Source organism: Streptomyces sp. MNU89, assembly GCF_020982505.1.
GTDB classification, from domain to species: Bacteria; Actinomycetota; Actinomycetes; order Streptomycetales; family Streptomycetaceae; genus Streptomyces; species Streptomyces xinghaiensis.
In genome coordinates this window covers 2998881-3015070 of the sequence record NZ_JAJKLL010000001.1, presented here as the reverse complement: position 1 = coordinate 3015070, position 16190 = coordinate 2998881, and the positions used below count along the sequence as shown (strand labels likewise).

Genomic DNA, 16190 nt, shown 5'->3' with positions numbered 1-16190 from the left:
TGCTCACGCACGGTTACGCGCGGCGTCTACCGAAAGTAGCCGTACGCTGACCGGGAGTACGACCGCCCGGGCTGGAGAAGTGCCTGCTCAGAGCGGGACGGTGGACCGCATGACCGCACCACTGCACCCCAACGCGTCCGTCACCGTACGTATGTTCACCCGGCGGTTCGCTTCGACGCCGCTCGGCGTACAGCTCGCCCGCCGTCACACCGTGCACCAGCTTGACGGCTGGGGCGTCCGGCGCGGCTCGGAGCTCTCCGACGCCGCCGCGCTGCTCGTCGCGGAACTGGCCGCGAACGCGGTGACCCACGGCCGGGTCCCCGGACGGCAGTTCGAGGTCCGGGCGAGGCTCTGCCCGGTCACGCTGAGGATCGAGGTCTCGGACGCCAGGGGTGAGCGCCGCCCGCCCCGCCCGGGCACGGTGACCGCCCCGGCCCGCTGGCCGAGAGCGGCCGGGGCCTGCTGCTGGTCGAGACGCTGGCGGACCGCTGGCGGGTGCTGCACCGCCTGGGAGCCGGCAAGACCGTCCGCGTCGAGCTCGACCTGCCCGGGTGACCGGACGGGGACCTCCGGCGGCGATCAACTCCGCGACCCGGGAGGGTCCGTGCGCACGTGCGCGGCGCCCCGCACCGGAATCACATCCGGTGCGGGGCGTCCGCGGGTGAGGCGAGGGAGGGGCCGGCTCAGCCGAGCGGGCCGAACGGCCGGTGGTCCTGGCGGCAGACCGTGCCGCGCGGCGGGAGCACGCCCTTGATGAAGTAGCGGCTCTCGTGACGCTTCACGCAGTCGCTCGGGTTCATCAGGGCCATGTGCCCGTCACCCTTGACGGTCAGCAGGCGGGCGTTGGCGAGCTGCCGCGTCATGGCCAGCGAGCCCTCGTACGGGGTCGTCGGGTCGTTGGTGATGCCGACCGTCAGGACCGGGGCGGCGGTGTACCGGTCCCAGGGGCCGGTGTAGGGGTTCGCGGCGCGGACGGGCCAGGTGGCGCAGGGTTCGTTGCGCCACGTCCAGTACGAGCCCGGGTCACCGGCGCGGGCCCGGCTGAACCTCTCGATGGCGCGGTACCGCCGGGGATCGCGCGGGTTCGGGCTCTCCCCGCACATCATCGCGTACTGCCATTCGTAGCCGGGGTAGTCGTCGTCCGTGTGCGTGGGGGCGTGCGACGGCGCGGGCAGCGTCCGGGCGCGGAGACCGGATCCCGGTCCGGCGGGGGCGCTGTCCTCCCACAACTCCTGCAGTTTGTCGGCGAGTTCGGTCCAGCCGGGGTCCACGTCGCGGAGCTGCAGGACGACGAAGGACACGGTCGCGGCGTAGGTCCAGTACCCCTGGGGGTCGTGGCGCAGACGGTGCAGCAGCCGTTCGAACTTGGTCCGGGTGGCCTGCGGGTTGCCCGCCGAGAAGGCGCAGTCGTCCGGTGTGCTGCGGCCGCAGAGGTCCAGGAAGCGGGAGAGACCCTGGGCCGAGGCGAGGTCGAAGTCCTGCCGCAGGAAGGTGGGGAGCCAGGAGCCCCGGCGCACCCATTCCCGTGGGTTGACGTTGCTGTCCAGGGTCATGGCCCGGACCCGGTGCGGGAAGAGGTTGGCGTAGGTGGCGCCGACGAAGGTGCCGTAGGAGGTACCGAGGTAGTTCAGCCTCCGGTCGCCCACGGCCGCCCGGAGCAGGTCGAGGTCGCGGGCCGTGTCGGCGGCGGACATGTGCCGGAGGAGGGCGGGGGCCCGCTCCGCGCAGCGCCGCCCGAGCTCGGCCCAGCTTCTGATCCACACCTTGCGTTCCCGCGCGCCGACGGGGAAGCCGTCCGGCAGCTTCTCGGCCCAGCGCAGCGCCTGGGCGGTGGAGCGGAAGCACCTGACCGGCGTGGACTGTCCCGTGCCGCGCATGTCCCAGCTCACGAGGTCGAAGCGCTTCCGCACAGCGAGTGGGAAGTCCTCGTAGGACTCCCGGAGCGCCGCCGTGCCGTCGGCTCTCAGGCCGGGGTGGTAGAACAGCGAGCCGACGCGGCGGTGCGGTTCGACCGCGGGCCGTTTGATGAGGGCCAGCTCGATGGTGCGTCCCCAGGGGCGCCGGTGGTCCAGCGGGACCCTGGCGGTGGCGCAGTGGTACCGGGGCGTGTGAAGGCAGGGGGCCCAGTCCAGCCGGGGCACGGAGGAGGCGCCCGCGCCGGTGTCCGGTCCCGCTCCCTCGGGCACGGGGGCGGGTGCGGGCGCCCGGCCCGGGACCGGCGCGGCGGTCGCGGCCGCCGCGGGCGGGACGAAGGCGCCCACGGCGCACGCCAGGGCGGTCGCTGCGGCAAGTCTTCGCCAGCGGCGGGGAGGAGTGGCAGGTGACACGGGACAGATCCTTTCTGACCGGCGGCACAGCAGCGCCGCCGACGCCGTTCCACCGCCCCGTGGCGCTGCCCGTCCACCGGCCGTGCCGGAACCCCGGTCACGGGAAGCGTGGCCGGAGCCGGGAGACCAGAGGCTGGAAGGCCGTGTGCCGGATGCTGTGCGGCCGTCGGCCGCAGGGTGCGCGGCACGGTGGCCGCCCGGCCCCGGGTTCCGGCACGGGCGGTGGCGCCCGGCTCGGCCCGGGACGATGTCTTCCAGACCGCAGCCTGCATTCCCCCCGCCTCCCGCGCCCGGTGGGCGACCCGTACGGGGGGCCGGCACGGCCGTACGGGTGTCACCCCGCGGGCGCCGCTGCGGGTCACGCCGGCCGTGTCACCGGGGAGCCCTGGACGGGCGCGAGGCCGTGAGCCGATAAGGGCCTTACGCGCCCCGGAACTTGGGAAGCGGCCGGCAGACGCTGCCCACCCGGGCATGCGGCCGCGTGTGCCCGGGCCCGGCTCAGCGGAGGCGGCCGACCGCCCAGAAGGTGGACACCAGCACCCCGGTGAACCACGCGGCCATCTCGACGGCCCGGCCCGCGAGCGACTCGTCCAGCAGCCCTTCGGACACCGCCCGTCCGGCCATGCCGAACGCGCCGGTGCACAGGACGCAGACCACCGCCACGATCGTGATGTCGGCGATCTGGCCGTCCCGCTCGTCCCTGCGGCCCATTCCCGGTTCTCCGTCCCCGCTCATCCGTGCACCCGTGTATCCGTACATCCGTACGGTGTCGGGACTCAACACGGGAGGGGGTACATCCCATTCCACCCGTCTCACCCACTGGACGGGGAGGCGCCTCACCAGGGCATCTGGCCGCGTTCGGCCGTCTCAGCGGGGCGCCGGCCGGCCGATCAGCATCACCGGGGCTCCGGCCGCGCGGGTGAGGAAGACGGTGGCCGCGTTCGGGCCCTTGGGCTTGATCCGCCTGCGCAGCTCCTCCGGTTCGACCGCCGAGCCGCGCTTCTTGACCGTCAGCGTGCCGACCTCGCGTTCACGCAGCAGCGCCTTGAGCCGTTTGAGGTTGAAGGGGAGGGCGTCGGTGATCTCGTAGGCCGTCGCGTACGGGGTCGGCGTGAGCGTGTCCGCCGTGATGTAGGCGATGGTCGGGTCGATCAGGCGTCCGCCGTCCAGCTCCGCCGCCACGTCCGCCACCAGATGGGCCCGGATCACGGCGCCGTCCGGCTCGTAGAGGTAGCGGCCCACCGAGCCGGCCTCGGGGTCGGGCAGCCCGGAGGCCGGCAGGGAGGCGCCGGACGGCAGCAGGGTCGCGCGCCGGGTGCCCGGCGCGACGCGGGTGCCGCCACTGCCGGTCGCGGTGCGGGCGTCGGCGGCGGCGTCCGGACGGCCCTCGGGGGAGCCGGTACCCGGGGCGAACCAGAGCACCGCCTCCTTCACCTCGCCGCCGTCCGAGATCCACTCCGCCTCGGCGTCCTCCGGCACCGCCTCGTGCGGCACCCCGGGGGCGATCTTCAGCGCCGCGTACGGTGCCCGGCGCGCCGCCCCGATGGCCCAGGAGAGCGGTGGCGAGTACGCCTCCGGATCGAACACCCGGCCGCGTCCCCTGCGCCGTGCGGGGTCCACGAACACCGCGTCGTACGGCGCGGTGTCCACCTCCGTCACCTCCGCGCGGCGCACCTCGATCAGCCCGTCCAGTCCCAGCGCCTCGGCGTTGGCCCTGGCGACCGCGCAGGTCAGCGGATCGCGGTCGACGGCCAGCACCGACATCCCGGCCCGCGCCAGGGCGATCGCGTCCCCGCCGATGCCGCAGCACAGGTCCGCCACCCGCCGCACGCCCAGGGCGGAGAGACGGTGTGCGCGGTACGCGGCGACGGACGTGCGGGTCGCCTGTTCGACCCCGTTCGGTGTGAAGAACATCCGGTGGGCGTCCTCCGCGCCGAACTTCGCCACCGCCCGCTGCCGCAGCCGTGCCTGGCCCAGCGCGGCCGACACCAGCTCGGCCGGGTGCTCACGGCGCAGCCGGGTGGCGGTCGCCAGCTCGTGTGCCGGGTCGTGGTCGCGGAGTGCGGTGAGGAGTTCCCGTCCCTCCTCGGTGAGCAGGGCGGAGAAGGCGGAGACGGCGGGATCGACGGCCCCGGGGACGGAACCCGGGTGGCCGGAAGAGCCGGAAGAGCCGGAAGAGCCGGGGGAGACGGCGGCGGGGTCGTTCACCTGCCCATTGTGGGCCATCCGGGGGGCGGCGACCGGCGGACGGGGCACCGGAGTTGCGCCGGGCGGGGCCCCTGGCAGCATCCCGTTTCATGGGGTTTGTACGAAAAGCCTACAAGTCAATCGGGCCCACGAAGGCACAGACCCGGCGGGCACGGCCCCGCACTCCCCGGACCTCCGCCTCGCCGGCCCGCCCCGCTCCGTCCAGCAGGCGTCCCCGGCGCCACCGTCGGAGGCAGCGGCCCGCTCCGGCTGCCCCACGGCCCCGGCGGTGCCGGCGACTGCGGCTGCTCCGGCCATTCCGGCCGTGCCCCGCGGCCCCCGAACCCTCAGTGCCCGGGCCCCCACCCCGTCCCCGCGGAACGGCCCGGTCCCGTACCGGCCGTACCGGCCGCACTGCCGCCGCCCTCGTCCTCACCGGACTCCTCGCCGCCGCCTGCGGCCCTCCGAGGAGCGCGGGCCGGTACCCGATCCCTCCCTCGACGCCCGGAACGCCGCCCCCGACGAGGTGCCCGGCTCGGGCGACCTGCTCTCCGTCCCCGCCCGCGCCCTCGCCGCCCGCGCCGAGCGGCTGCGGCGCGCCCCGGCCGCGCGCCCCGCCGTAGCCCACCAGCTGGGGGCTGCGCTCGGTGCCGCTCGCCCCGCCGCCCCCGCCCGTCGTCAAGCCGGTGCTGACCACCCCGGAAGGGCTCCGCCGCGGCCCGCACCGCCCGGAGGACGGGCTGCCGCACGTGATCACCCGGGTCCCCACCGACGACCGCGTCATCTTCCTGACCATCGACGACGGTGCCGACAAGGACCCCCGGCTGCTCCGCATGATCCGGGAGCTGAACGTCCCGGTCAGCGCCTTCCTCACACACAACCTCGCCCGCGAGGACTACGGCTACTTCCGCCGGCTGCGCGACCTGGGCGCCGGGATGCAGAACCACACCCTCACCCACCCCTACCTCCCCGCTCTCCCCTACGAGAAGCAGCGCCGGGAGATCTGCGCCCAGCAGGACAACCTGGAGCGGGAGACCGGTGTGCGCCCGACGATGTTCCGCCCCCCGTTCGGCGGCTACGACCGCGCCACCCTGCGCGCGGCCGCGTCCTGCGGGATCGGGGTCGTGCCGCTGTGGAGCCAGGAGGTCTTCCCCGGGCGGATGGAGTACCGCCGCGGGGCGCTGGACGGGCGGTTCCACCCCGGCGACATCGTCCTCACGCACTTCCGGGGGCCGGCCCACTGGAAGGGCGACATGCGGGACGTCCTCCGGCGGGTGCTGGACCAGGCCACCGAGGAGGGGTTCGCGGTGGCCCTGCTGGAGGACTACGTCGGCGGCTCCTGAGCGAGCGATGGCCCCGAGCCCCCGCCCCGCCCCGGCCGGGGCCGCCGGCCCGCCGAAGGAGACCGGAGAAAAGCCCGCCGCCGCCGATGAGTTCCGCTCCGCCCGCCGGTCCACCCCCGTACAGCGACCCCACAGCAGAGCTTCGCGCCGGCGAGCGGTGCGAGCGAGAGAGAAGAGGCGACACCATGGCCGTCACCAGCGTTTTCGTCAACCTCCCCGTCAAGGACGTCCAGCGCTCCCGCGCCTTCTTCGGCGCACTCGGCTACTCCTTCGACGAGCGGTTCTCCGACGAGAAGTCCGCCTGTCTGGTGCTCAAGGAGGAGAGCATCTTCGCGATGCTGCTGGCCGAGCCCTTCTTCAAGGGCTTCATCAGGAAGGAGATCGCGGACGCCGCGAGCACCACCGAGGTGATCACCGCCCTCGCCGCCGAGAGCCGCGAGGAGGTCGACCGGCTGGTGGACACGGCGCTGGCGTCCGGCGGTTCGCCGGCGAGCGACACCATGGACGAGGGCCCGATGTACGTCCGTTCCTTCCAGGACCCGGACGGGCACCACTGGGAGGTCGTGTACATGGACATGTCCGCCATGCAGTGACGTCGCCCGGCCGGCGCCCCCGGCATCCCCGGCCCGGATTCTCCGACGTACCGCCGCGCCCCGGCCCGGCGGCGCGTCGGCCTGCCCGGAACCGGCGCGTGCGCGCCCCGCACGCGCCCCGGGCACCCCGTATCCCCGGACGATCCTCCGGCCGCCCCCGCTCCGGGTCGCCGGCGCCACGACTCGTTGGCACTCAGCTTGACCGAGTGCTAACGCCGTCATAGGCTCGGCGCTGGCACTCACCACCGGCGAGTGCCAACACAGCGACGGGCAGGTCCGGCACCCGCGACGACGGATTTACCCGGTCGCCACCTCAGACAGTTAACCCCGTGAGATCTCCGAAGGGGGAGGTCGGATCGTGACGACCGCCAGCTCCAAGGTTGCCATCAAGCCGCTCGAGGACCGCATTGTGGTCCAGCCGCTCGACGCCGAACAGACCACGGCTTCCGGCCTGGTCATCCCGGACACCGCCAAGGAGAAGCCCCAGGAGGGCGTCGTCCTTGCCGTCGGTCCGGGCCGCTTCGAGGACGGCAACCGTCTTCCGCTCGACGTTTCCGTCGGCGATGTCGTGCTCTACAGCAAGTACGGCGGCACCGAGGTGAAGTACAGCGGCGAGGAGTACCTCGTCCTCTCGGCTCGCGACGTGCTCGCGATCGTCGAGAAGTAATTCACCCAGCAATTCTGATCTGCGCCCCGGCTCTCCCGTGTACTGAACCACCGGGCGCCGGGGCGCGGCTCGTTGAGAGGACTCAGGCAACCCATGGCGAAGATCCTTAAGTTCGACGAGGACGCCCGTCGCGCCCTCGAGCGCGGCGTCAACAAGCTCGCCGACACCGTGAAGGTGACGATCGGCCCCAAGGGCCGCAACGTCGTCATCGACAAGAAGTTCGGTGCTCCGACCATCACCAACGACGGTGTCACCATCGCCCGCGAGGTCGAGGTCGAGGACCCCTACGAGAACCTGGGCGCCCAGCTCGTCAAGGAGGTGGCGACCAAGACCAACGACATCGCGGGTGACGGCACCACCACCGCGACCGTGCTGGCCCAGGCGCTGGTCCGCGAGGGCCTGCGCAACGTCGCCGCCGGCGCCTCCCCGGCCGCCCTGAAGAAGGGCATCGACGCCGCCGTCAAGGCGATGTCGGAGGAGCTGCTGGCCACCGCCAGCCCGATCGACTCCAAGGCGGACATCGCCGCGGTCGCCGGTCTGTCCGCCCAGGACAAGCAGGTCGGCGAGCTCATCGCCGAGGCGATGGACAAGGTCGGCAAGGACGGTGTCATCACCGTCGAGGAGTCCAACACCTTCGGTCTGGAGCTCGACTTCACCGAGGGCATGGCCTTCGACAAGGGCTACCTCTCGCCGTACATGGTGACCGACCAGGAGCGTATGGAGGCCGTCCTCGACGACCCGTACATCCTGATCCACCAGGGCAAGATCGCCTCCATCCAGGACATGCTGCCGCTGCTGGAGAAGGTCATCCAGGCCGGCTCCTCCAAGCCGCTGCTGATCGTCGCCGAGGACGTCGAGGGCGAGGCGCTCTCCACCCTCGTCGTCAACAAGATCCGCGGCACCTTCAACGCCGTGGCCGTCAAGGCCCCCGGCTTCGGCGACCGCCGCAAGGCGATGCTCGGCGACATGGCCACCCTCACCGGTGCCACCGTCATCGCCGAGGAGGTCGGCCTCAAGCTCGACCAGGCCGGTCTGGACGTGCTGGGCTCCGCCCGCCGCGTGACCGTCACCAAGGACGACACCACCATCGTCGACGGTGCCGGCAAGAGCGAGGACGTGCAGGCCCGCGTCGCGCAGATCAAGGCCGAGATCGAGACCACCGACTCCGACTGGGACCGCGAGAAGCTCCAGGAGCGCCTCGCCAAGCTCGCCGGCGGGGTGTGCGTGATCAAGGTCGGCGCCGCGACCGAGGTCGAGCTCAAGGAGAAGAAGCACCGTCTGGAGGACGCCATCTCCGCGACCCGCGCCGCGGTCGAGGAGGGCATCGTCTCCGGTGGCGGTTCGGCGCTGGTCCACGCGGCCAAGGTGCTGGGCGACTCGCTCGGCAAGGAGGGCGACGAGGCCACCGGTGTCGCCGTCGTCCGCCGCGCCGTCGTCGAGCCGCTGCGCTGGATCGCGGAGAACGCCGGCCTGGAGGGCTACGTCATCACCTCCAAGGTCGCCGAGCTGGAGAAGGGCAACGGCTTCAACGCCGCGACCGGCGAGTACGGCGACCTGGTCAAGGCCGGGGTCATCGACCCGGTCAAGGTCACCCGCTCCGCCCTGGAGAACGCCGCCTCCATCGCCTCGCTGCTGCTGACGACCGAGACCCTGGTCGTCGAGAAGCCCGCCGAGGAGGAGCAGGAGGCCGGTGGCCACAGCCACGGCCACTCCCACTGACGCGACCGGTGCCCCGGGCCGCCCGCACGGGTGGTCCGGACTCCGGCCGTACGGACGAAGCCGGCGCCCCGCTGGGGGCGCCGGCTTCGGTGGCTCGGGGGGCAGGGCCGCGGGCTCACGGCCCCGGTCGCGTAACGCCCTTGCTCCGTCCCGGGGTTCCGGGCCCGGTGCAGCCGTCACCGCGGACCGAACTTGCGCCCCGTGCGGGAGGTGATCCCGCCCAGCATGTTGCGCGGCGCGAGCTTCACCAGTCCCGTGAGGGTCTTGTAGCGGGGGTCCGGAACGCTCAGCGACTTGCCGCGTTCCAGGTCCTTTATCGCGGCCTCGACCAGGCGGTCCGCGTCCAGCCACATCCAGCCGGGGATGTTGTCCGTCCCCACACCGGCCCGCTCGTGGAACTCCGTCCGCACGAAGCCGGGGCAGAGGGCCATCAGCCGCACGCCCGACCCGGCGAGGTCGTGGGCCACGCCCTGGGTGAACTGCACGACCCACGCCTTGCTGGCGCCGTACGTGCCGCGCGGGACGAACGCGGCGACGGACGCCACGTTGATCACCCCGCCCCGGCTCCGGTTCCGCATCCCGGCGACGGCCGTGTACGTCAGCCGCAGCACCGCCTCGCAGTGGACCTTGAGCATGGTCAGCTCGTCCTCGACCGGTACGTCGAGGAAGGCGCCGCGATGCCCGAACCCGGCGTTGTTGACCAGCAGGTCGACGGGGTGGGTCCGCTCCTCCAGCCGGGCACCGACGGCCTCGATCCCCTCCTCGGTGGAGAGGTCGGCGGGCAGCACCTCCACCTCGATGCCGTGCCGGTCGTGCAGCTCGGTGGCCTGTTCGCGGAGCCGCTTCTCGTCACGCGCCACCAGCACCAGATGGTGCCCGTCGGAGGCGAGCCGCCGGGCGAAGGCCGCACCGATGCCCGCCGTGGCTCCCGTAATCAACGCAGTCGTCATACGCGCACGGTATCCGGCGCCGTCGACGGCCGCCGTGCCGCTCCTCACCTTCCGGGGCCCGGCTTCCGCCCCACCCCCGGGCCGCCGGTGGCTGTGCGGCACAACCCAACTGAGGCACCGTCAGAGACGGACCGCCGCCCGGCCCGGGTCCCACGGGGTGTCAGGCCGGCTTGTTGGGCCCCGGATAAAGCCCGGGGCCGCAACCAGCTTTGCCGCTCCGGGCGTTGAGGACGGGCGGCCGGGCCGGCGTCAGCCGGCGGCGGCCCGCCGCAGCGCGGTCTCGCGGGACTCCGGGTGCAGGGCGTCGCCCGCGGCGAGGATGCGCGGCAGCAGCCGGGGTTCGAGCGTCAGGGCCCGGAAGAGGAAGGAGACCGTGACCTCGTGGTCCGGCCGGTGCTCGACGGCGACGGTGTCCCCGGCCCGGACGGAGCCCGGGCGGACGACCCGGAAGTAGGCGCCCGGGACCGCGGCGCGCATGAAGGTCTTGATCCAGCCCCGCCCGTCCGCCGTGGGCAGCAGCCCGGCTCCGCCCAGATGGCCGGCGAAGGTGCGGCAGGGGATCCGCGTGCCGCTGACCTCCAGCACCAGGTCCGGTCCGACCCGCCAGCGCTCGCCGATCAGGGCGCCGTTCACGTCCACACCGGCGGTGGTCAGGTTCTCGCCGAAGACGCCGTTGGGGAGGGTGGAGCCGAGCTCGGCCTCCCAGCGGTCCAGGTCCTCGCGGGCGTAGGCGTACACCGCCTGGTGCTCGCCGCCGTGGAAGCGCCGATCGCACACCGCGTCCCCGGCGAGGCCGCTGCCGCCGGAGCCCCGGGGCCCGGGCGCCGTCACGGCCACCGGTCCCTCCGCGGGCCGCTTGCCGATCCCGGTGAGCCTCCGGGCCCGGTCGGTGTGGCCGGAGCGCCGGGGGCGGCCGGTGTTCACGGAGAGGAGGCGCATGGGGGCGGAGGGGAGGAGCCGTCCGTGCCCCGGCCCGTGCTCGTGCCCCGGCCCGTGCTCGTGCTTGCGCGCGGGGTGGGGCCGCACCGCCCGCTCGTCTGTGATGCCCGTCGTCATGACCGTCGGCTGCCCCGGTCCGCCCGGGTCAACCACGGCGGCCGGCGCGGCAGCCGGCGCGGCGCCGCGCCGCGGCCCGCCGTACCGGGCCCCGGCTCACCGGGGCGGGCCCTGGTACCCGGGCGCCTGCCCGGTGGGGACGAGCCGGTTGCGGGCCCGGCCCATCAGCTCCTCCCGTTCGTCCTCGGTGAGCCCGCCCCACACGCCGTACGGCTCCCGCACCGTCAGCGCGTGCGAGGCGCACTGGGCGCGGACGGGGCAGCGCATGCAGACCTCCTTGGCCGAGTTCTCCCGCGCGCTCCGGGCCGCCCCGCGTTCGCCCTCCGGGTGGAAGAAGAGCGAGCTGTCGACCCCGCGGCAGGCGGCCAGCAGCTGCCAGTCCCACAGATCGGCGTTGGGTCCGGGAAGGCGGGAGAAATCTGCCATGGCTCGTCTCCTCGGGAGGTACCGGTACGGCGTCGGAGGCCGGGTGGCCACGGCCGGTGGAGCTCGCGACCGCGCGTCCGTGAGTGCCCACGACCGCACGTTCCATGTGTAACCACCTGAAAATATTACTCATGGAAAATCTAGCCACACTCGTCAGCAAAGCGGTATGAATGCCACCAAATAGGGCATAGTCCGTCCGGAGCCCCCGGCCGGAGCCGGGGGCCGGGGCCCGTAACTCTTTCGGGTGACCATCGTTGAAAGTGCGGAGGCGGTTGACGCCGCAAGCAGCCGGGCAGGGCCCGGACCGCGGCCACCGCCCAGGTGACGACTACGTACCAGCCTGGAGGCTCAAGGTGACGCGCATCAGCTGCGGAGGGCGGCCATGACATCCGTCCTCGTCTGCGACGACTCCCCGCTTGCCCGAGAGGCGCTGCGCCGGGCGGTAGCGACCGTGCCCGGCGTCGAGCGCGTGACGACGGCCGCCAACGGCGAGGAAGTCCTCCGCCGCTGGGGTGCCGACCGTTCGGACCTGATCCTGATGGACGTCCGGATGCCCGGCCTCGGCGGCGTCGAGACCGTGCGCCGGCTGCTCTCGGCCGACCCCGGCGCCCGGATCATCATGCTCACCGTCGCCGAGGACCTCGACGGCGTCGCCCTCGCGGTGGCCGCCGGCGCCCGCGGCTATCTGCACAAGGACGCCTCCCGCGCCGAGCTGCGGGCCACCGTCACCCAGGCGCTCGCCGACCCGACCTGGCGGCTGGCCCCGCGCCGGCTGCGCTCGGCCGAGATGGGCGCCGCCCCCACCCTCACCGCCCGGGAGATCCAGGTGCTGGAGGGCATGAGCCACGGCCGCTCCAACGCCGAGATCGGCCGCGAGCTGTTCCTCTCCGAGGACACGGTCAAGACCCACGCCCGCCGGCTGTTCAAGAAGCTGGGGGCCTCCGACCGCGCCCACGCCGTCGCGCTCGGCTTCCGCTGGGGCCTGGTCCGCTAGCAGTGCGCCGCAACGGGGGAACGACGGTCCTCGCCCGCGCCCCGCGGGCGAGGCGGCGCACCGCCGGAGTGCGCGGCGAGGGGAGCCACATCCCCGTTTCGCGCGGGCTGCCGCATCCTTGGAGACATGAACTTCCTCGGGGACGGCTCGGTCGGGGGGAGGGCGCGCGACGTGACAGCCGGCGCACCTGCTCATAACGCTTCGGTGCACAAGTGCGGAGGCGGTGCGCCGCACGGTCCGGGACCAAGGCACCATGGACCGATGCGTGACACCGAGAAGCCGGGTTCCCCCGTGGCCGGAGGCGGCCCGGGGGGGATCGGCGCACTCGTGCGGCGCGCGGCCGACGGCGACGAGCGGGCCACCGGTGACCTGCTCGCCCAGGTGCATCCGCTCGCCCTGCGCTACTGCCGCACCCGGCTCTCGCGGCTGCCGGGTGACGCCCGGCACTTCGTGGACGACCTGGCGCAGGAGGTCTGCCTGGCGGTGCTGTGCGCGCTGCCCCGGTATCGCGACACCGGCCGGCCCTTCGAGGCCTTCGTCTTCGCCATCGCCGCGCACAAGGTCGCCGATCTGCAGCGGGCCGCGATGCGCGGGCCCGGCTCCACGGCCGTGCCCTCGGACCAGATGCCGGAGCAGCCGGACGACTCCCTGGGCCCGGAGGAGCGGGCGCTGCTGAGCAGCGACGCCGAATGGGCCAAGAAGCTTCTCGCCAATCTCCCGCACCACCAGCGCGAGCTGGTGCTGCTGCGGGTCGCCGTCGGGCTGACGGCCGAGGAGACCGGTCATCTGCTCGGCATGTCGCCGGGGGCCGTACGGGTCGCCCAGCACCGCGCGCTGAGCCGCCTGCGGGCCCTGGCCGAGCAGTAGGAACGGCCCCGGGCGAACGGCACGGCGGCGCGGTCCGTACCTGCTTCCGGGGAGGCCGCGGCGGGTGGTGCGGGGTGATCCGGCGGGGGGACGGGCAGCTTCCGCAGGCCGTTAGCATGGGGAGTCCGCGCTGGGCAAGAGCACTGGGAAGGTGTCATGACTGACAACGTCGACGGAACGCCCGAGAAGTTCGCGATGCTCGGGCTGACATACGACGATGTGCTCCTGCTGCCGGGTGCCTCCGAGGTGCTCCCGAACGCGGTCGACACCTCGTCCCGGGTCTCGCGCAACGTCCGGGTCAACATTCCGCTGGTGTCCGCCGCGATGGACAAGGTCACCGAGTCGCGGATGGCCATCGCCATGGCCCGGCAGGGCGGCGTGGGCGTGCTGCACCGCAATCTCTCCATCGAGGACCAGGCCAACCAGGTCGATCTGGTGAAGCGCTCGGAGTCCGGCATGGTGACGGACCCGATCACCGTCCGCCCGGACGCGACCCTGCACGACGCCGACGCGCTCTGCGCCAAGTTCCGGATCAGCGGGGTGCCCGTCACGGACCCGGAGGGCAAGCTGCTCGGCATCGTCACCAACCGCGACATGGCCTTCGAGATGGACCGCAGCCGCCGGGTCCGCGAGGTCATGACGCCGATGCCGCTGGTCACCGGGACGGTCGGGATCTCCCGCGCGGACGCCATGGAGCTGCTCCGCCGGCACAAGATCGAGAAGCTGCCGCTGGTGGACGGGGCGGGCATCCTCAAGGGCCTCATCACCGTCAAGGACTTCGTCAAGGCCGAGCAGTACCCGAACGCCGCGAAGGACGCCGAGGGCCGGCTGATCGTCGGGGCCGCGGTGGGCGTCGGCGACGAGGCGTACGACCGGGCGCAGGCCCTGGTCGAGGCCGGTGCCGACTTCCTGGTCGTGGACAGCGCGCACGGCCACAGCCGCGGCATCCTCGACATGATCGCCAAGATCAAGTCGAACGTCGAGATCGATGTGGTCGGCGGCAACGTCGCCACCCGCGACGGCGCCCAGGCGCTGATCGACGCGGGCGTGGACGGCGTGAAGGTCGGCGTGGGCCCCGGCTCCATCTGCACCACGCGCGTGGTCGCCGGCATCGGCGTCCCGCAGGTCACCGCGATCCACGAGGCCGCCCGCGCCTGCGGCCCGGCGGGTGTCCCGCTGATCGGTGACGGCGGCCTCCAGTACAGCGGCGACATCGCCAAGGCCATCGCGGCCGGCGCCGACTCCGTGATGCTGGGCAGCCTCCTCGCCGGTTGCGAGGAATCGCCCGGCGAGATGGTGTTCATCAACGGCAAGCAGTTCAAGTCCTACCGGGGCATGGGCTCCCTGGGTGCCATGCAGTCGCGCGGCCGGGCCCGTTCGTACTCCAAGGACCGCTACTTCCAGGACAACGTGCTCTCCGAGGACAAGCTCGTCCCCGAGGGCATCGAGGGCCAGGTGCCCTACCGCGGCCCGCTCGGCTCGGTGGCCCACCAGCTCATCGGCGGCCTCCGCGCCTCCATGGGGTATGTCGGCTCGGCGGACGTCCCGGAGCTCAAGGAGAAGGGCCGCTTCGTGCGGATCACGGCGGCCGGTCTCAAGGAGAGCCACCCGCACGACGTGCAGATGGTCGGCGAGGCCCCGAACTACAGCCGCCGGTGACCGCTGCCGGGCGCCGGCGCCCGTACGGGGTCGGCGATACTGGGACGGCAGACCGAACTGGGAAAGGCCAATTGTGACTGAGATCGAGATCGGGCGCGGCAAGCGCGGCCGGAGGGCGTACGCGTTCGACGACATCGCCGTGGTGCCGAGCCGGCGCACCCGCGACCCGAAGGAGGTCTCGATCGCCTGGCAGATCGACGCCTACCGGTTCGAGCTGCCGTTCCTGGCCGCCCCGATGGACTCGGTGGTCTCCCCGGCCACCGCCATCCGGATCGGTGAGCTGGGCGGCCTGGGCGTGCTCAACCTCGAAGGGCTGTGGACCCGTTACGACGACCCGGAGCCGCTGCTCGCCGAGATCGCCGAGCTGGACGAGCGCACCGCCACCCGCCGGATGCAGGAGATCTACGCGGCCCCGGTCCGCGAGGAGCTGATCGGGCAGCGGATCAAGGAGGTGCGCGACTCCGGCGTCATCACCGCCGCCGCGCTCTCCCCGCAGCGCACCGCGCAGTTCTCCAAGGCCGTGGTGGACGCCGGCGTCGACATCTTCGTGATCCGCGGTACGACGGTCTCCGCCGAGCACGTGTCGGGGGCCGCCGAGCCGCTCAACCTCAAGCAGTTCATCTACGAGCTGGACGTGCCGGTGATCGTGGGCGGCTGCGCCACCTACACCGCCGCGCTGCACCTGATGCGCACCGGAGCGGCCGGTGTGCTGGTCGGCTTCGGCGGCGGCGCCGCGCACACCACCCGCAACACCCTGGGCATCCAGGTGCCGATGGCCACCGCGGTCGCCGATGTGGCCGCCGCCCGCCGGGACTACCTCGACGAGTCCGGCGGCCGGTACGTCCACGTCATCGCGGACGGCGGCGTCGGCTGGAGCGGCGATCTGCCGAAGGCCGTGGCCTGCGGCGCGGACGCGGTGATGATGGGCTCCCCGCTGGCACGGGCGGAGGACGCCCCGGGCCGCGGCCACCACTGGGGCATGGAGGCCGTCCACGAGGACGTGCCGCGCGGCAAGGTCATGAACCTGGGCACGGTCGGTTCCACCGAGGAGATCCTGCTCGGCCCCTCGCACACGCCGGACGGCTCGATGAACTTCTTCGGCGCGCTGCGCCGGGCGATGGCCACCACGGGCTACTCCGACCTCAAGGAGTTCCAGCGGGTCGAGGTGACGGTTGCGCCGTCGCGCCACGACCGCTGAACAGCAACGTCCCTCTTCGGCGCCCCTGGGGATTTCCCCAGGGGCGCGTTTTTCGTTATGAGTTCAACTTTCCGAGCGCACGGGCAGGCCCCCGAAGCTCAGGATTCGCTCAAGTCCTCGAAATGTCATGGACGGCGCAAGGCTTGATCGCCTAGATTGATCATCGCTGAAGCCGATAGTCCTTTTCTGACCAGAAGAGGACAT

General features: G+C 73.0%; 14 protein-coding genes and 1 pseudogene. 9 read left to right on the top strand and 6 right to left on the bottom strand.

Annotated elements, in window-relative coordinates; genetic code table 11:
- The first annotated feature begins 109 nt into the window (after nucleotides 1–109).
- Nucleotides 110–555 (top strand): annotated as a pseudogene (locus E4N63_RS12820) (ATP-binding protein).
- Between the two features lie 128 nt (nucleotides 556–683).
- On the opposite strand, the gene E4N63_RS12815 reads toward E4N63_RS12820, so the two are convergent.
- The 3 genes from E4N63_RS12815 to E4N63_RS12805 all read right to left on the bottom strand — a co-directional run bounded on the left by E4N63_RS12815 (nucleotide 684) and on the right by E4N63_RS12805 (nucleotide 4553).
- Nucleotides 684–2327, bottom strand: a complete 1644-nt coding sequence (locus E4N63_RS12815) for an alpha/beta hydrolase (protein ID WP_125625534.1) — start codon at nucleotides 2325–2327, stop codon at nucleotides 684–686.
- A 498-nt stretch (nucleotides 2328–2825) separates the two neighbouring features.
- On the bottom strand, nucleotides 2826–3038 hold the full coding sequence (locus E4N63_RS12810) for a hypothetical protein (protein WP_125625533.1): 213 nt from the start codon (nucleotides 3036–3038) through the stop codon (nucleotides 2826–2828).
- Nucleotides 3039–3194: 156 nt separating this feature from the next.
- The gene (locus tag E4N63_RS12805) at nucleotides 3195–4553 is read right to left on the bottom strand and encodes a methyltransferase domain-containing protein (RefSeq protein WP_230240713.1); all 1359 of its coding nucleotides are present in this window, start codon (nucleotides 4551–4553) and stop codon (nucleotides 3195–3197) included.
- A gap of 608 nt (nucleotides 4554–5161) precedes the next feature.
- On the opposite strand from E4N63_RS12805, the gene E4N63_RS12800 reads away from it, so the two are divergent.
- The 4 genes from E4N63_RS12800 (at nucleotide 5162) to groL (ending at nucleotide 8836) form a co-directional block, all read left to right on the top strand.
- A complete protein-coding gene (locus E4N63_RS12800) occupies nucleotides 5162–5857 on the top strand; it encodes a polysaccharide deacetylase family protein (RefSeq protein ID WP_228429309.1) in 696 nt (231 codons plus the stop codon).
- A gap of 185 nt (nucleotides 5858–6042) precedes the next feature.
- Nucleotides 6043–6450, top strand: a complete 408-nt coding sequence (locus E4N63_RS12795; RefSeq protein WP_230240711.1) for a VOC family protein — start codon at nucleotides 6043–6045, stop codon at nucleotides 6448–6450.
- Nucleotides 6451–6808: 358 nt separating this feature from the next.
- Complete coding sequence (groES, locus tag E4N63_RS12790; protein ID WP_019710502.1) at nucleotides 6809–7117, top strand: co-chaperone GroES; 309 nt, start codon at nucleotides 6809–6811, stop codon at nucleotides 7115–7117.
- A 93-nt stretch (nucleotides 7118–7210) separates the two neighbouring features.
- Nucleotides 7211–8836: a chaperonin GroEL gene (gene groL, locus E4N63_RS12785; protein WP_043471299.1), complete on the top strand. Its 1626-nt coding sequence runs from the start codon at nucleotides 7211–7213 to the stop codon at nucleotides 8834–8836.
- A 176-nt stretch (nucleotides 8837–9012) separates the two neighbouring features.
- On the opposite strand, the gene E4N63_RS12780 is transcribed toward groL, so the two are convergent.
- The 3 genes from E4N63_RS12780 to E4N63_RS12770 form a co-directional block, all read right to left on the bottom strand.
- Nucleotides 9013–9786, bottom strand: a complete 774-nt coding sequence (locus E4N63_RS12780; protein ID WP_125624211.1) for an SDR family oxidoreductase — start codon at nucleotides 9784–9786, stop codon at nucleotides 9013–9015.
- A 249-nt stretch (nucleotides 9787–10035) separates the two neighbouring features.
- Nucleotides 10036–10725 (bottom strand): MOSC domain-containing protein, encoded by a 690-nt coding sequence (locus E4N63_RS12775; RefSeq protein WP_230242462.1) that lies wholly within the window; start codon nucleotides 10723–10725, stop codon nucleotides 10036–10038.
- A 213-nt stretch (nucleotides 10726–10938) separates the two neighbouring features.
- The gene (locus tag E4N63_RS12770) at nucleotides 10939–11268 is read right to left on the bottom strand and encodes a WhiB family transcriptional regulator (RefSeq protein WP_095756982.1); all 330 of its coding nucleotides are present in this window, start codon (nucleotides 11266–11268) and stop codon (nucleotides 10939–10941) included.
- A gap of 382 nt (nucleotides 11269–11650) precedes the next feature.
- Here E4N63_RS12770 and E4N63_RS12765 point away from each other — a divergent pair, with 382 nt between their 5' ends.
- The 4 genes from E4N63_RS12765 (at nucleotide 11651) to E4N63_RS12750 (ending at nucleotide 15986) form a co-directional block, all read left to right on the top strand.
- A complete protein-coding gene (locus E4N63_RS12765) occupies nucleotides 11651–12262 on the top strand; it encodes a response regulator transcription factor (protein ID WP_003948568.1) in 612 nt (203 codons plus the stop codon).
- A gap of 261 nt (nucleotides 12263–12523) precedes the next feature.
- Nucleotides 12524–13129, top strand: coding sequence for a sigma-70 family RNA polymerase sigma factor (locus E4N63_RS12760; protein ID WP_019710499.1), 606 nt, complete (start codon nucleotides 12524–12526; stop codon nucleotides 13127–13129).
- A gap of 156 nt (nucleotides 13130–13285) precedes the next feature.
- Nucleotides 13286–14788 carry an IMP dehydrogenase gene (gene guaB / locus E4N63_RS12755; RefSeq protein WP_125624210.1) on the top strand — a complete coding sequence of 501 codons (1503 nt, stop codon included), beginning with the start codon at nucleotides 13286–13288 and terminating at the stop codon, nucleotides 14786–14788.
- Nucleotides 14789–14861: 73 nt separating this feature from the next.
- Nucleotides 14862–15986, top strand: coding sequence for a GuaB3 family IMP dehydrogenase-related protein (locus E4N63_RS12750; protein WP_125624209.1), 1125 nt, complete (start codon nucleotides 14862–14864; stop codon nucleotides 15984–15986).
- Nucleotides 15987–16190: the final 204 nt, after the last annotated feature.